The sequence below is a fragment of the Dickeya oryzae genome (assembly GCF_009372235.1).
Classification (GTDB): Bacteria; Pseudomonadota; Gammaproteobacteria; order Enterobacterales; family Enterobacteriaceae; genus Dickeya; species Dickeya oryzae.
Genome location: NZ_SULL01000014.1, coordinates 234256 through 250514 on the forward strand (window position 1 = coordinate 234256; position 16259 = coordinate 250514).

The 16259-nt window shown below is 54.8% G+C and carries 11 protein-coding genes; 5 read left to right on the plus strand and 6 right to left on the minus strand.

All coding sequences use genetic code 11. The features are described from left to right. Positions 1-2 precede the first annotated feature (2 nt). The 5 genes from FAZ14_RS15960 (at position 3) to FAZ14_RS15980 (ending at position 10020) form a co-directional block, all read left to right on the plus strand. On the plus strand, positions 3-2993 hold the full coding sequence (locus tag FAZ14_RS15960; RefSeq protein WP_153508860.1) for a virulence factor SrfB: 2991 nt from the start codon (positions 3-5) through the stop codon (positions 2991-2993). Next, on the plus strand, positions 2990-5503 hold the full coding sequence (locus tag FAZ14_RS15965; protein ID WP_153508861.1) for a putative virulence factor: 2514 nt from the start codon (positions 2990-2992) through the stop codon (positions 5501-5503). Before FAZ14_RS15960 ends, FAZ14_RS15965 begins: the two co-directional genes overlap by 4 nt. Positions 5504-6055: 552 nt before the next feature. Further along, positions 6056-6514, plus strand: coding sequence for a hypothetical protein (locus FAZ14_RS15970; protein WP_016941379.1), 459 nt, complete (start codon positions 6056-6058; stop codon positions 6512-6514). Then, on the plus strand, positions 6511-8349 hold the full coding sequence (locus FAZ14_RS15975; protein WP_153508862.1) for a GMC family oxidoreductase: 1839 nt from the start codon (positions 6511-6513) through the stop codon (positions 8347-8349). The genes FAZ14_RS15970 and FAZ14_RS15975 overlap by 4 nt, the downstream gene beginning before the upstream one ends. A gap of 114 nt (positions 8350-8463) precedes the next feature. After that, positions 8464-10020, plus strand: a complete 1557-nt coding sequence (locus FAZ14_RS15980) for a ferritin-like domain-containing protein (RefSeq protein WP_016941381.1) — start codon at positions 8464-8466, stop codon at positions 10018-10020. Between the two features lie 421 nt (positions 10021-10441). Here the strand turns inward: FAZ14_RS15980 and FAZ14_RS15985 are convergent, their stop codons facing one another. The 6 genes from FAZ14_RS15985 to FAZ14_RS16010 all read right to left on the minus strand — a co-directional run bounded on the left by FAZ14_RS15985 (position 10442) and on the right by FAZ14_RS16010 (position 16077). Then, positions 10442-11206 (minus strand): inositol monophosphatase family protein, encoded by a 765-nt coding sequence (locus FAZ14_RS15985; RefSeq protein ID WP_016941382.1) that lies wholly within the window; start codon positions 11204-11206, stop codon positions 10442-10444. 17 nt (positions 11207-11223) lie between these two features. Continuing rightward, positions 11224-11979, minus strand: a complete 756-nt coding sequence (locus tag FAZ14_RS15990) for a glycerophosphodiester phosphodiesterase family protein (protein WP_038907969.1) — start codon at positions 11977-11979, stop codon at positions 11224-11226. Between the two features lie 152 nt (positions 11980-12131). After that, positions 12132-13259, minus strand: coding sequence for an extracellular solute-binding protein (locus tag FAZ14_RS15995; RefSeq protein WP_029456344.1), 1128 nt, complete (start codon positions 13257-13259; stop codon positions 12132-12134). A gap of 50 nt (positions 13260-13309) precedes the next feature. After that, positions 13310-14143, minus strand: coding sequence for an ABC transporter permease (locus FAZ14_RS16000; protein ID WP_016941385.1), 834 nt, complete (start codon positions 14141-14143; stop codon positions 13310-13312). Positions 14144-14146: 3 nt separating this feature from the next. Beyond that, entirely contained in the window at positions 14147-15001 is an 855-nt protein-coding gene (locus tag FAZ14_RS16005; protein WP_016941386.1) for an ABC transporter permease, read from the minus strand. Then, entirely contained in the window at positions 14998-16077 is a 1080-nt protein-coding gene (locus tag FAZ14_RS16010) for an ABC transporter ATP-binding protein (RefSeq protein ID WP_153508863.1), read from the minus strand. The genes FAZ14_RS16005 and FAZ14_RS16010 overlap by 4 nt, the downstream gene beginning before the upstream one ends. Between the last annotated feature and the right edge of the window lie 182 nt (positions 16078-16259).

The following is a 16259-nucleotide window of genomic DNA, read 5'->3' on the forward strand; positions in this document are numbered from 1 at the left end:
CCATGCTGGCAACCCTGACAGATTACAAACAACACATTACGCTGATTCAAAATAGCGGTATTCAGTTTCTTGACTTTGCGTTGAAGCTCACGCCAGCCCGCGCAGGCTTCGCCAATCGTTTCGTGCGTAAAAGCGCCAATGGGCCGTTGCTGCGACTGACCTATAACGAACACAGCGGGAAATACACCCTGCCAAGTGCGATGCAGGTACTGCCGGAAGCGGTCAACCCGGAATCCAGTTATACGCTGGAGCAGTCTCTCCATTTACTGAGCAATGCGTGGTTACCGCTACCGTTTTTCCGTTTTAACCCACCGCGTACGTTTATGGGTGGCCCGAATAACTGGGCGCGGGTACAGGTACTGGAACTCGACGAACCAGATGATGACGGCAACACTCACCGGATTTGTCTGGCGTTCGATACCCGTGTTTACCCGGAAAGCCATGACCTGGAAACGCTGGCCCCCAGCGAGAACGATATCAACGCCGGGCGACTATTCACGCTGGCTTACCACAGCGAAGAACTGGATGATTTTCTCGACCAGACCTGGGTGGACGGCTGGTTGCGCGAAACCTTTTCGCAGCAAGCGCTTACGGTGGAAAACCGCAAACCTCGCGACATTCGCCAGAACCTGCGTGAATTCGAATATCAGGCGCATTACCTGAATCTGCTGGATATTATGGCGACGCTGCTGGATGTACCGGAAATCCGGATCACCAGCGGTACCTTAAAGGAACCCGCCATTAACGTAGATCTGATCCTTGATGTCGGCAACTCCCATACCGCCGGGATCCTGGTCGAAGATCATGCCGATGAGAGTAACGGCTTGCGGCAGACCTACGAATTGCAGATTCGCGATTTGAGCCAGCCTCATTATTTATACAATGAGTTGTTCGACAGCCGGGTGGAATTCGCCCAGGCGCGTTTCGGTAAGCAAAACTTCTCCTTTGAAAGCGGGCGCGACGACGCGTTTGTCTGGCCATCCATTACCCGCGTTGGCCGGGAAGCCAGCCGCCTGGCGCTACAGCGTCAGGGAACCGAGGGTTCCAGCGGTATTTCCAGCCCACGTCGCTATCTGTGGGATGAAGAGCCGTACGTGCCAGGCTGGCGTTTTAGCCAGACAACCAGCCCGCGCCAGCAGGAACCGCTGGCGACTGCCATGCCGTTGACCATGCTGGTCAACGATGAAGGTCAGCCTCTGTTCAGCCTGCCGCTGGATGAACGCCTGCCGGTGTTCGACCCACACTACAGCCGCAGTTCGGTCATGACATTCATGCTCTCCGAGTTGTTGGCACAGGCGCTGATGCAAATGAACAGCGCGGCCCAGCGTCTGAAGATGATTCATGCCAATGCGCCGCGTCAGCTGCGCAATATTATTCTGACCTTGCCCTCAGCCATGCCCAAACCAGAGCGTGAGATTTTCCGCCGCCGTATGATCGAAGCGATCGGGCTGGTGTGGAAAGCGATGGGCTGGCACCCATCCGATGATGAGTTCATGACGGTGGACGACAAGCGCCGCAGCACGGTACCGGTGCCTGACGTGCAGATGGAGTGGGATGAAGCCACCTGCGGGCAGATGGTGTACCTCTATAACGAAGCACAAGTGAATTTCGGTGGCCGGGCAGAGGCCTTTTTCGCCAGCATGGCGCGGCCTGATAAAGAGCTGGCGGATGACGAGCAGCCGGGGAAAACCTTGCGCATCGCATCTATCGATATCGGCGGTGGCACCACCGATTTGGCGATTACCCAGTACTGGCTCGATGACGGTGTCGGCAGCAACGTCAAAATCATCCCTCGCCTGCTGTTCCGTGAAGGGTTCAAAGTCGCTGGCGATGACATTTTGCTGGACGTAATTCAGTTGTATGTCCTGCCAGCCTTGCAGGCAGCGTTGAAAAAAGCCGGTGTCACCAGTCCGGATAGCCTGATGACCCGCCTGTTTGGCAGTGAAGGCCGAATGGATGGTCAGTTGACACTGCGTCAGCAGGTGACGCTGCAAATGTTCATTCCTATCGGGCAGGCGATTCTGGAAGCCTATGAACGATTCGACCCGCTCGATCTGAATGCGGAAATCGATACCACGTTCGGTGAAATGTTGTCGCAAACACCGACACGTAAGGTGCTGGATTACGTCAACACCGAGATCCAACGCGAATTACCGGATGAAGAGGCCCCGTTCGACATTCTGCAGGTGCCGCTGATTCTGCGTCTTAGCAAGCTGCACAGCGAGTTTCTGGCTAACCGCATGAGTATCACCCAACATTTGCGCTTGATGTCGGAAGTGGTCTCGCTGTACGCCTGCGATGTGCTGTTGCTGACCGGTCGGCCGTCCCGTTTCCCGGGGATTCAGGCGTTGTTCCGCCATCTGCAACCGTTGCCGATTAACCGCATGATGTCACTCGATGGTTATCACACCAGCGACTGGTACCCGTTTAACAAGCGCGGTCGCATTGAAAACCCGAAATCCACCGCGGCGGTGGGGGCCATGTTATGTCTGCTGGCGCTGGATCTGCGCCTGCCCGGCTTCTACTTCAAAGCCGGGGATTTCGAGCCCTATTCCACCGTGCGTTACCTTGGCATGCTCGACAACACCAATACGCTCACCACCGATAACGTCTACTATAACGATATCGATCTGGATGATGCGGATTTCACGCTGGATGACCAACCCGGTTTTGAAGTGCGCGGTTCGCTGTGCCTCGGCTTCCGCCAGTTGGATAACGAGCGTTGGCCCGCTTCGCCACTCTATTCGCTGTCGATAGTCGACCCGGAGCTGGCGCGTAAAGTCGCGGGTGACAGCGTATTGCATGTGCGCCTGAAAGTCGTACCGGGTGACGATAACCCGACGCCAGAACGCGTTGAAATAGCCAGTGCGGTGTTGGGGTCGGGAAATACTATTTCACCGCATCAATTGAGGTTAAAACTGAATACCTTATCCAGCACGGTTTCCGGCATGGCACATTACTGGATCGATAGCGGGAGCGTCTTCAAGAAATGAAACCATTAACGCCCAAACAGTTGTCGAGCCGTCTCAGCCGTCAGTTACAATCCGTTTCACAAGGTGTGGATCAGGCGATCGCCTGGGTAGAAGAAACCCGACGCAATGTTCCTCGTCTGGATATGGAAGCCGATCGGCTGATCATTAAATTGCGTCGTTGTCGCAACAAAGCCCGTGGGCTGTCCGAGTCATCGCTCAAAGAGATCGCCATGGGGATGTTCGGTTTGGCCCAGGGGGGGAAAACCTACCTGCTGACATCACTGGCTGGCGGAGAAAACGGTCGAATCGAAACGTCCGTCGGTGGCGTCACACTGGATTACCAGAAAAATATCAACCCGGACAACCAGCAACCGGCGTTTGTCACCCGTTTTACCCGTCAGGTTGAAGGCAAAAATACGCCAAACCCGGTGCAACTCCAGTTGCTTCACGAAGCCGATATCGCCCGTATTATGGCTTACTCCTTCATTCTGGAAGACGCTCAGAATGACACGGCGGAACTGGATGAGCAGCATATTGCCGAGCACCTGAAAACCCTGTCGCTACACCGCCAACAGGAGCCCGTAACCGGGCTTGGCAGTGATGATGTGGTGGCGTTGTGGGATTACCTGACACGTCATGACGCCCGGCGGCAAAAACCGCTGGAGCGCAAGTTCTGGCCGCTGGCGGTCGAACTGGCCCCACATCTCAGTATCGACGATCGCGCGAGCCTGTTCTCGGTGCTGTGGGGCGAACGCGCAGACTATACCTCGCTCTATCGCCATTTTGCTCACACACTGGAACAGCTCTCCGGTGCCCGAAAAGTACTGGCACCGATTAGCCTGCTGGTGGACGAAGCGTTGCAACCGGACAGCGGCATTTTTAATGCCAGTCAGTTCGACCGGCTTAATAGCCCTTCCGACCTGAGCGTACAGGTACGCCCTATCGTGAATGGTCGTGCTGCCCGCAGCGTGGAGCTGTCACTGGCAGAACTGATTATGCTGACAGCCGAAGTGCTGATTCCACTGCTGTCACCGCCGAAAGAAACCCTGTTCGGTCAGGTCGATCTACTCGATTTCCCAGGTTTTAGCCTGCAGGATGAACCCGAAGCGGAGGTGGATGACGATAACCCGGACCGCCTGTTGCGGCTCAAGCCGCATCCATTATCCCGGGCGTTGCTGCGCGCCAAGCGTGCTTATTTGCTGGAGCGCTATACCGACGATCAGGAAATGAATCTGCTGATGGTGTGTACCGCCGCAGCCTGTAAAGCAGATGTGCGCCACGTTGGCCGGGCACTGGATTTTTGGGTTCGCCATACCCAGGGGGAAAACCCGCAAATCCGCAGCCGCCGTAAGCCTGGCCTGATTTGGGCCGTCACCCGCCATGACAGGCGTTTCACTCATGGCCATAACAACGATGAAGCGGTACAGCGCTATGTGGGTAATCCCGGCGATGCCTGGGGCACCATGCTGGCGATGGACAAGCGCGGAATCAACCGCATGGCTGCCTGGCTGGATACCGAAGTTCGCCGTGAGGTCAAACTGGGGCGTATTAACGAACAGTTGAGCGAATTACAGCGCGAGCTTTCTGATAACCTGCTCGGCAGTTGGTACCAACCGGCCGGTGCAGATGACCCGGCACGCAAGCAACACATCGCTGAATCTATGCTCAAGGCGCTGCAGACACGGACCGGCGTACACGGCGAATTGCTGGAGCGGTTGCTCCCTTCTCGCGATGAGCTGCGTCACCTTTATCTGCAGCAACAAGTGCAGCAATCGCGTAATTTTGCCGCCTATCAGGAAACACCCGATACCGCGGTGCCGATGGCCAGTTACGAGCCTTTTGGCGTCGGGCTGGATATCGACCTCTTCAGTGATGAGAGCGAGCAGGCTGAAAGCGAAGAAAAACCAACGCCTGTCGTACCTGCAGTGCAAACAGAAGAGGAGCAGGCCGAGAATCACAGCTATGAGGCAGAGTTCGCCCGCAACCTGTACCGTTACTGGATCAATCACCTGCGCAATTTGCCGGAAAATGTCGCCATCATTGAGCTGTTGGGGATTAACCGCCCGACGATAGAAATGCTGGTGGAAGAGCTGATTACCGCCAGTATCCGTCTGAAACTCGAAGACGAATTACAAATCATGCTGGTGGATTCCGGCCAGCTAGGGATTAACCGGGAAAGCAAAGCAGACCGTCAGGTATCCCGCGCACTGAATGTGCTCGGTGATTTCGTCGCCTGGCTGGGCTTCCAGCAAATATCGGAATCCCTGCGCCCGGACAGCCGGGTCAACAAAGGCAACAAGATCTTCGCTAAACCGGAAAAGCAGGTCGCCAACTTTGGTGCCTCACATCGACTGACGAAGCTATCCGTCACTCCGGTCAACAACACCGCGTATTACATCTATGACTGGCTGATTGGTCTCAATGAGATGATTATCCAGAACGCGGGTTACGCGGCAGGCCGTGATATCAAGCCAAAACAACGCGAACGTCTGGGAACGATCCTCAGTCAGATCAAACCCACCGAAGGCTAACGGCTCAGGCGGAGCAGCAGGCTCCGCCTTCATCCCTTTTTTGTAAAAAATTTTACATAATCAAATAATTATGTTTCTTTTCGCACTGTGTCTTTCGACAAAATCACGTTATAAATCAGGCTGGTCTTGCAAAAATGCAGCGCTCACGTCATAGTTTCAGGCGGGGTGCGTACTGTGGTACCGAATGTCTGCTATTGTCATACTTTTTCGTTAATTCGCCCGGTTTAAAACACGCTGTTGATTTAAAAAAAGGAACACAGACCACCCCGTTCTTTATTCCGCCATCTTGATGCTGTTTTGTTTCTTCTGCTCTCTCGCGAGAACAGAAAAGCACCACGTCCAGGGATATCAGTTGCCGCTATCGATTGGGTATGCGCCAGTCGTACTGACCATCCGCATTCACATATCCGGTTACTGATGCCGTTTTTCGGCCTATCACCGTAAAACGATTAGCTAAGATAAAAAGAGCATCTCCTATTCCACGACGCCTGAACCCTGATCAGTCGCGCGGGTTTCTTTTAGCTGTTTACAACATGGCACAGGTAACGCATCATGAGTAACAGTAGCGAATCCGATACCGCATTTGATGATTTTCTGACCCTTTCCGCCCTGCTTACCGGGTTCAGTCGATTTGAACTGACCGGTACCGGGCTGGCTCATGACTATTTCGCCTGGTTGCAACAGGCTGCCCCTTTACCCTTCAAACAATTGCAGCGCGATTTTTCATCACAACCCGACGATGACACCATAAGGCTCACCTGGCTGCAAAACACGGTGCTGACATCATCATCACTCGGGCCAGTCGCACGCAGCCTGTTACGGCTGTGGTATACCGGGCAGTGGATCCCCGTCAGCCCGACACCCCATGTAGATGCCCGGTTTCTCAGCGAAGCAGCCTGGCGCGAAGCCTTGATCTGGCAGGCTATCCATGCCCATCCGCAGTCAATCCGTCAACAGGAGTTCGGTGCCTGGGCCGAGCCACCAATAGCCGAATGGAGAACACGTGGATGAACGTTGTCACGCCCCATCAGGCAGAACAGACTGATTACGATGTAGTGATTGTCGGCGGCGGCATTGCCGGGGCGCTGATGGCCAAAACACTGACTCGCGCAGGCAAGCGTTGTCTGATTCTGGAAGCCGGCTCTGGCGATAACCTGCATTACACCGGCTACCGGGAAACGCTGGCGCACTATCGCCAGCGGCCGGATAAAGGCCATCAGGTATCTGGCGTGCATAATGTCAATGCGCCCGTACCGCACGATACGGCATTGCACTCGTTGTTACCGGGTGGGTACGACGACCGTGGTTATCTGGTGCAACGCGGCCCGCTACCGTTCAGCTCCACCTATTGCCGCCAGCTTGGTGGCACCTCTCTACACTGGCTAGGCAGTGCTATGCGCATGCTACCAGAAGACTTCGAGTTGCAAAGCCGCTACGGCGTCGGGTTGGACTGGCCGCTGCGTTATAACGACCTGGAACCCTGGTATCGGGCTGCCGAGTATGAGCTGGGGGTATCAGCCAATGTCGAAGAACAAGCCTATGGTGGTATTCATTTTCCACCGGACTATGTTTATCCCATGCACGGAATACCCACCGCCTGGGGGGATCGGCAACTGGCCCGGCGTCTGACCGGTATGAGTATCATGGAGGACGGGCAGTCTATCCCTCTGTCGCTGTGTGGTACCCCATCGGCCCGTAATGGTGTACCGCATCCTGCTTATGACCATGGGCGCGGCTATCACCCGCGTGGGGCCGCCGGTAACCCGCACCTTGGTCTGTATTGCACCGGTAATAGTTATTGCACGCCGCTCTGTCCGACACAGGCGCGGTATAACGCGCTGAAAACACTGGAAGACGCCGATGCGACACGGCTGGATGTGCTCACCTGCAGTGTGGCGCATAAGTTACTGATAGACCCGACCACCGATGCCATCACCGGTATCCAGTTTCGTCACTATGTCCATCATGAAACGGCATTACATCATTTGCATACCGTCAGCGCCCGACGCTATGTACTGGCTGGCAACGCGATTGCTAACGCGATTCTGCTGCTGGCGTCCGGTGCCTGCAAAGGCAATGATCTGGTAGGCCGCCATCTGATGGATCATCCGGTATTACCGGTTTGGGGTCGGGCGGATGCACCACAATGGCCGATGCGTGGCCCGCTGACCACCTCAGGCATTGAAGCGATGCGAAGCGGCAGCGCCCGTGTACACCGGGCGGCGTTCCGTATCGAACTGAGCAATGACGGCTGGCGCTGGCCGGTGAACAAACTGTATGACGATGTCGACACGTTACTGCAAGAACCCCTGTGTGGCCCCCGCTTACGCAGTCAGATTCGTGAGCGGCTGTCCCGCCAATGCAGCGCGCGTTGCATGGTGGAACAGTTACCAGAGTACAATAACCGGGTGACGATCCATCCGGATTACCGTGATGCGTTGGGTAATTACCGCCCGGTGATTCATTACGACCTGTCGCTGTATACCCGCACGGGCGTTGCACGCGCCAGCACGGTTATGCGGCAGGTTTTTCGGCAGATGGGGGTGCATAACGCCAGCCATTATTCACCGGATGAACCCGGTTATTTTACCTGTCAGGGCCAACCGCTGGCGTTTACCGGTGCCGGGCACATCGCAGGAACCCACTGCATGGGGAACTCTCCGCGCCACTCGGTGGTGGATCGCCAACAGCGTAGTTGGACTCATAAGAATCTCTATCTGGTAGGAGCCGGAAATATGGTTAGCATGGGAACAGCACCACCGACTCTGACACTGGCAGCACTGACGTTATGGGCAGCGCACACAATTCTTTCCGAACTGGACAGAATGTGTGCCAGCACACGTTAAACGTGAAAAAAGCGCTACAAAAGATGATGATATTCAGGTTTCATGCTAGGAATAAATAGATAAGACTAATTACACACTTCGTCACTGCCGCAACTGACTAGACGGAATAACACCATGAACTTAAACGAACAAAACCAACAGCACGATTTGGATGCGACTTTCAGGGAAAAGGGCTACGTCAAACTCACCAGTCATAAAGATTTGGCCCATGAACTGGACGACATCCGCGATCTCCTGCAAAAGGCGATGGTGCTGGAACATGCGGTAATCCCCCCCTATCTGACCATGCTTTACACGGTGAATGACGATATCGACCCACGGGTCACTGACGTTATCCACTCGGTCGTCATAGAAGAAATGTTGCACTTCGTCATGGTTGGCAACCTACTCAACGCGGTAGGTGGCACACCCGATATTAGCGGCCCCGGTTTTATGCCTGACTATCCGGCTACACTACCGTTCGGCATTGAAGATCTGGAAATTCAGCTCCACCCGTTTTCCCAGCACGCCATTCATCAGGCGATGCAAATCGAACACCCCAAGTACGTTCGCCCGGAAGTGGTAGCCAGTCATGTTTGCAGTGACATGTCTATCGGTGAGTACTACATCTACATCGAATCACGTCTACGCGCAGCGGTAGAGTCTTTCGGCGAAAAAGCCGTGTTCTGCGGCGACCCAACCCGTCAGATCGAACCAGAACAGTTCTGCCACGGCTCATACGGCAATATCACGCCCGTGGTCGACCTCGACAGCGCGGTCTATACCCTGCGTCAAATTTGCGATCAAGGCGAAGGTTCGCCGCACAACATCTGGCAGGGTGACGAAAATAATGTGCCGCATTACTACCGCTTCAACGAAATCTACTGTGAGCGCATGTATACGCACGGCGATACCATCGCCAGCGGCCCAACCGGCGATCCACTGAATATCGAATGGGATAAAGCGGTCAAAACCCACAGTGCTGCCAAAATCGCCGATTACCCAGAAAGCGAGCTGCGTAAAGCCATTGTGCGTTTCAATCGCCGTTACAGCGAGATACTGGAAAACTTGCAACTGGCGCTGTCCGGTCGTCCACTGAAGCTGACCCCGGCGGTCATGGCGATGGGGTCGTTGCGCGAAGATTTCCGCGCCATCGTCGCCCATCCGTTCCCCGGGGATAACGCATATCACGCCGCACCGACATTCGAATATACCCCACCGCCGCCGCCGCGTTTTCAGGCTAAAAGTCAGGCAGTCACCTTCGCCAATAACCAGACCACGTTGGAAAAACTTTCTCAGGCTTATGCCGCCGGTGACTTGCAGATGGCGCTGGCTTGCCTGAGCGAACAACTGGTGTGGGACATGACCGGCCCGGTAGATGTGCCCTATACCGGCGTATTCTACGGTCATGAAGGTTTCTCCCGCTTTTGGTCACTGATGAGCCAGACCGTGGAGTTCAGCAGTGAGGTGGTGGAAAAAGTCTTCTTTAGCGACAATCAGGCGATGGCTTACGGCAGCCAGCAAGGGATCACCAAATCTACCCGCGTACCTTACAGCTATGACTGGGCAATCCGGTATGAATTTACCAGTGATCACCGCATTCGGCTGATGCGTAATTATTTCAACCCGATGCGAATTCAGGCAGCGCTGGCGGCCACGCCACCAAAACCACGGTCGTTCATCAACAAATAACGCCGTTTTTGATGGGTTTGAACGGGCACCGCCGCATTGGCGGTGCTTTTTTATTTATCTATACCCGTCATACTTCAAGTTGCAGGTGTGTTGGCTATGTTACTCGGCCCATCAATGGGCCTCGCCCTTCGGGCCGCTGCAAGCAGCGTTCAAATCGGCGTATGCCGATTTGTCGTTCACCCGAATCACTTACCTGAGTAAGCTCATCGGGATGAAATGAGAGACATCCTGTCTCTCACCAGAGGCCAGCCGTTGGCTGGTCAAATTCGTTCCCAACGAATTTGTCACTCTCTGCCGCGTTACAAGGCTCTAATGAGCCTTGCCCTAAAGGGCCAACGCGTGGCGTTGTTCAACACGCGAGCGTGTTGTCCTGCAACTCGAATTATTTTGGGTATACATTAAGATCGCGTCAGCGACTGAGTTATAGGATGAAAAACGGTTCGATTATCTGTTGAACCTCGGGGATAGCCGTTGCCACATGCATGCCCCCGGCCTCGTAGCTTCCCCGATATTTCACCACCAACCCGGCCTCCGAACCGATGACCACCCCGGCGGCGATATCCCAAATGCTGGTATTTTTTTCCACGTAGCCGTCGGTAAAGCCCAGCGCGGCAAAACTCAGCCCAACCGTTGCACAACGATAACGCGCCACAGCCCAACCTTCATCGCGCAGATAGCCATCGAGCATCGCCACTTCCGCCGCCGCCCATTTATTGCTTTCGCCCAACGCCAGCAAGCGAACCTCGCTAAAGGGAACCTGACGGCGATAAGGCATGCCATTGCGCCAGACCCCGCATCCAATTGCGGCTGACAGCGTCAAGCCCAGCATCGGCAACGCAATGGTGCCAACCACCGCTAATCCGTTTTCGACATACCCGATGGAAATCCCCCATAGCGGCAGCCCACGTAAAAAGTTGGTGGTGCCATCAATTGGGTCGATAGACCAGAAACTATCGCCAACCTCTCCGCCCATTTCCTCGCCTAAAATAGCGTCATCAGGAAAGACATCTTTCAGGCGATCACGAATCAACTGCTCTACCTGACGGTCCGCATTGGATACAAAATCGTTGGCGGATTTCTGTTCCACTACCACGCTGTCACGCCGGGCAAACAATTGCCTCGCCAGCAACGCGGCCTCTTCCATAACCGCATTGGCGGTCTCAAAGCGTAACTGCAAATCAGACACGACGTCCTCCGGTTATATCACCCCAGCAAATCGGGAATATCAGACAGTACGGTCTGCGCACCCTTATCCAGAAATCGCCGGGCTTGTGCGGCATCATTGACAATCGCCACCGCGTATTCAATACCACTGTCGGCCAGAATATGCAGCGCTTCATCATCCAGCAGTTCCGACAAACAGTGCAAAATCTGGCAGTTCGTTTCCTGCAACAGCGCAACGGGGTTTTTAGGCGGTACCACGACGGCAAAAGCACGCGGTACATCCGGCATCAATCGGGCCGCCGCCTGGATTGAGCGAACAGAAAAACTCGACAGAAACAGGCGATCACGATTAGCAGGCCACATGGACTTCAGTACCGCCAGGGCGACCTCCGCCGTTTCCACATCATCACCGGCGGTGGGCTTGAGTTCGAGTTGCAGCCCCATGTCTAATTCCAGTACACATTCAATCAATTCCTGCAAAGTAGGAATTGTCACGCCAGCGAATGCGTCGCCAAAGTGTGCGCGTGCGTCAAGCTGGCGAATCTCCGCCAGTGTTAACCCGGCGACCAAACCACGGCCGTTGGTGGTGCGATCGACCCGGTCATCGTGAATGATCACCGGTTGACCATCCCGGGTCAGTTTGACATCCACCTCCAGCCAGGTCGCGCCCTGTTGCGCAGCTTTACGCATTGCAATCAGCGTGTTTTCCGGTGCCAGCGAGGATGCCCCACGGTGGGCAATGAGTGAAGACGCTACCACACGGCGGCGTGAGTGCTCGGTTACAACATCAGACATAATGGTTTCCCTGGTGTTTCAATGCATCGGTGTTGAGTAAAAAAATGTGTTGATATCTGGATGACGTCAGGCGTCTTATCCGTGTCGTTACACCCAGACAGACACCGGAAAGCACCAGCCGGGTTCCGGTATTGCGGCCAGGCGTCGTCATCTCATTTCAGCATCACGTTTTGGATAAACTGTTTTTTAATTTCATCACCCAGCGGTTTAGCCGCCCAGGCGAAGCTGTGTGACCTGTCCAGCGAACCCGCCGCCGGTACGTCGGTTCCTGCTGGCATCAATGGTGCTGTACCAAACTGAGAATGAAAGCGACGTTGGGTGTCCGGCAGTGTCAGCCAGTGGATAAACAGCAATGCCGCCGCTTTGTGCCGGGCATTAGCGGGAATGCCGACGACATTACCGCCGCCTGGCATACCAAAATCGGGCAGGTAAAATTTGATATCCGGCGACAATTCCCCTTTATGTTGCAGCGAAAGCACCAAATCCTCCCAGGAGGCGGCAAGTTTAAACTCACCGGCATTGAGCCGGGTGATGCTATCGGCATTGGAAGCACTGATCACCAGACTACTTTTGTAATGGTTGAACCAGCGCCAGGACGGGGCGAGCTGCTGCACTATCTCCGGTGTAACGCGCCCGTCGCGATAGTTCACATCTGGCACCAGCGTGCGGGTGACAGACTCGATAAATGCAGGCCCGGAACCGCCATTCTCTACGTTAAAAGTGAATTCGCCGGGGTTTTTCGCCAGAAACTGTTCAAGTTGAGGCAACGAATGCGGCAGGTCGGCCTCCTTGATACGGGCTGAATTGTAAGCGATGACCGTCTGATTACCCCAGAACGCCACGGCGTAGCCTTTCGTATCAACCCCTTCTATCTGATAGGTTAGCTTGTCGCCATCGGGCAACCGCGACGTCAGCGGCCCCCAGAACAATTTGGGTCCATTGAGCAACCCAAACTGACTGCCACCCACGGATATCACATCAATATCCCCCTGGTCGCGGTTCTGTTCCGCCAACAACTTATTGATACTGCCCGCCGCCTCGCCATCCGGAATGGTGACCCGGATACCGTACTGTTTCTCAAACGCTTTCACTTCGTCGCGCAGCCGATCCTGGTAATACCAGTTAAACCAGGTGAGTTGCCCTTCCTGACGCGCTTGAGCTTCTACGTCCTGCCAGGACATCGTTTTTAAATCTGCAGCCTGAGCCCCACACAGTGGCAACAACAACACCGGCAATGCCACCAGCTTGCGTAAGGTCGACGGCGTAAATCGAGTAAACATGCAAGATTCCCCTGATGATTTCCCTGATAAGTAGTGAGGCCGCCTCATCGCTATCCTTTATTGACAAACGCAGAGGTCGGCACATTTTTGAGACAGCGCTCCATCAGCAGCATCAACACCACGTTGGGCACCACCAGAATCAGCGACACCACTGCAGCGTTAGGCCGGATGAAGTTATAACCAAGGTATGAATACAAAATGGTAGGTACGGTGATGAAATCCGGTGCTCCCACGATGTAGGAAACGGAAAACTCTTCGATAGAGAGGATGAACACCATAATCATCGCCGCCATCACCCCAGATTGCAGGGATGGCCAGTAGGCAACCCGGAAGATCTCCCCCCTGCTGGCCCCCAGATTGCGCGCCGCATCCACCAGATCCTGCCGGACCTGGCTAAAAGAGACACTCAGAATGCGAATGGCGTATGGCATAAATAACACGGTGTGCCCGACAAAAATCCCCATAAACCGCGAATAAACCCCCAATCGCATCAATAACGAGGATAAGAACACCGCGATAACAAACCCCGGCAAGACGATCGGCAACAGTGTCATTAACTGTGCAACCCCCTTTGCCGGAAATGACAACCGCCCAAACGCATAAGCCGTCGGCATCGCCAGCAGCAGGCATGTTACGGTGACACAGGGTGCCAACAGGTAGCTGTGCAACAGCGCATCAGGTAGCGACGTGGTATTCCACAGCTCGCTCCAGCGCAATAGCGATAAGACCGGCGGAAAGACATCCGGGTAAGACCAGGGATGCGCCGGGTCGACCAGGGACCACAGTATCGCCATGGCAAATGGCAGAACCAGCCAGACAAGCCCCAAGAGCAAAAGCAACATGACCAGCAGGCGATTGAGTCGGTTAACGGCTGTTTGTTGCATCAGTTATCTCCTTATGCCCCGCACGACGACACCTGTCGCCAGCGCCAACAATCCCGCCCCCACCAGTGATAGCAACATGAGCATCACCGCCACGACCGCCGCCTGATTCCAGCCATCGGTTCCTGACTGTTGTACCCGCAACATCAGTTGTGCCATGGAGTTCAGGTTGACCGGTCCAGCGACCGACTGGAAGGAAAAGTCACCGGCGGCACCGATGAAGATCAGCATCATGGCCGTCTGCAATGCCCGCAGCGTTAACGGCAGCACAATTCGCCGAAAGCGGACCCAGACACCGGCCCCCAGATTACGGGCGGCCTCCAGCACCGTTTCACCGATGGCCTGCACGGAGCCGCTTATCAGCAACAACGCAAACGGCATCTGTTTCCAGATTTGCAGCAGGATCACACCGATACCGTTGGCGTCATTCTGCATACGGATAGGCCGTTCCGTTAGCCCCAGCCGTAGCATCGCCACGTTGAGAAAGCCTTGATAGGAAATAAAGTTGACGAACAGAAACGCCGCCGTCAGCCCCGGGACCAGCAACGGCGCTTTGAGTACCGCACGCAAGGTAACGGCACCCGGAAACGGTTTACGTAGCCAAATGGCTAATGGGTACGCCAGTGCAACGGACAATACGGCGCTAAACAATGCGATACGTGCTGAATAGAAAAAAGAGCGCCAGAGTTGCTCGTCCGCCAGCATGACCTGCCAGAAACGCAGCGAAAAAGCACTGTCTCCGGCAAAATTGAAAAAACCGAGCGACTGGGAGAACGCCATTCCCAACACCGCCCCCATCACCAGCACGATAACCCCCACGCCAGGCAGCAGTAGCAGGTAAGCCATGAATGACGATTTCATGTCACCTCCTCGCGCAAAAAGCGTAACGCGTCCGGCGGCAGCGAAAAGGTATAGGTTTCCCCTTCCAGTAGCGGCTGGTATCCCAACAGTTGAACGCGATAGCAGTTCATCTCGGAATCCGTCGGGCTGCCCTCGATGTCGGTCAGGTTGCCGAGAAAAGTATGGCGTTTCACCCGCAGAGAAAAAATATTCTGCCCCGTTGCGGACAGTGACAGCAGGCGGACGTTTTCAGGACGCCAGCACAGATAAAGTCGATCCCGAACCGGCGGTTCATCGGAGGCGACCACCAGCTCGCCCAGTGGCGTCACCACCCGATAATGCCCGCTGTGTTCATCCCGCGTCATGACCGTGCCGACCATAGTATTGGCAGTACCAATAAAATCCGCGACAAAGCGGTTGACCGGCCGCTGGTAAATATCTTGTGGAGTACCGGCCTGAATGATATTGCCGCCGTGCATCACCATCACCTTGTCAGACATAGCTAACGCTTCAGCCTGATCATGCGTGACATACACCGCAGTAAAGCCCTGTTTGCGTTGTAACGCGCGGATCTGCAACCGCAGTTGCTCGCGCAACCGGGCATCCAGGTTGGACAAGGGCTCATCAAACAACATCACATCCGGCCGCACGGCCATGGAGCGCGCCAGCGCCACGCGCTGTTGTTGCCCTCCGGAGAGCTGAGCGGGTAATTTATCCAAATGCCCGGCCATCGCTACCGTTAATGCGGTTTCCACAACCCGGTGGCTTAGCGCCTCTCCCGACACCCGGCGTTGCTGTAATCCAAAGGCAATGTTTTCTGATACGGTCAGGTGGGGAAACAAGGCGTAAGATTGAAAGCACATCGCGGTGTTGCGTTTCTCTGGCTCAAGACCATTCATCTCTCGGCCACCAATACGAATGGCCCCACCATCCAGCGGCACAAAGCCGGCAATAGCCCGCAAGAGCGTGGTTTTGCCGCATCCAGACGGCCCCAGCAGGGTAACGAACTCACCTTCGTTAGCCTCGAATGATACCCCCTTGAGTACGGGCGTATCACCGTAAGCCACACTGGCGCGCTCCACTTCCAGTCTACTCATCACACCTTCCCCATTGCTCGTCAGGCACCTTTTTAATCAGGTGAAAACGCTGCCAATTGAATTTATAATGCAGTATGCATAATAATAATGACAAATACGTTTCAAATGCGTCACAGAAAATAGAAAATTCAAATAAATGATATATAAGAAAATAAATTTTAATTGGCTGTAATTTCTGATGA

Excerpts from the sequence above, each read along its gene's own strand:
- FAZ14_RS15995 (WP_029456344.1), bottom strand. The coding sequence starts at position 13,259 with ATGTTTACTCGATTTACGCCGTCGACCTTACGCAAGCTGGTGGCATTG.
- FAZ14_RS15975 (WP_153508862.1), top strand. The coding sequence starts at position 6,511 with ATGAACGTTGTCACGCCCCATCAGGCAGAACAGACTGATTACGATGTA.
- FAZ14_RS16010 (WP_153508863.1), bottom strand. The coding sequence starts at position 16,077 with ATGAGTAGACTGGAAGTGGAGCGCGCCAGTGTGGCTTACGGTGATACG.
- FAZ14_RS16000 (WP_016941385.1), bottom strand. The coding sequence starts at position 14,143 with ATGCAACAAACAGCCGTTAACCGACTCAATCGCCTGCTGGTCATGTTG.
- FAZ14_RS15960 (WP_153508860.1), top strand. The coding sequence starts at position 3 with ATGCTGGCAACCCTGACAGATTACAAACAACACATTACGCTGATTCAA.
- FAZ14_RS16005 (WP_016941386.1), bottom strand. The coding sequence starts at position 15,001 with ATGAAATCGTCATTCATGGCTTACCTGCTACTGCTGCCTGGCGTGGGG.
- FAZ14_RS15965 (WP_153508861.1), top strand. The coding sequence starts at position 2,990 with ATGAAACCATTAACGCCCAAACAGTTGTCGAGCCGTCTCAGCCGTCAG.
- FAZ14_RS15980 (WP_016941381.1), top strand. The coding sequence starts at position 8,464 with ATGAACTTAAACGAACAAAACCAACAGCACGATTTGGATGCGACTTTC.
- FAZ14_RS15990 (WP_038907969.1), bottom strand. The coding sequence starts at position 11,979 with ATGTCTGATGTTGTAACCGAGCACTCACGCCGCCGTGTGGTAGCGTCT.
- FAZ14_RS15970 (WP_016941379.1), top strand. The coding sequence starts at position 6,056 with ATGAGTAACAGTAGCGAATCCGATACCGCATTTGATGATTTTCTGACC.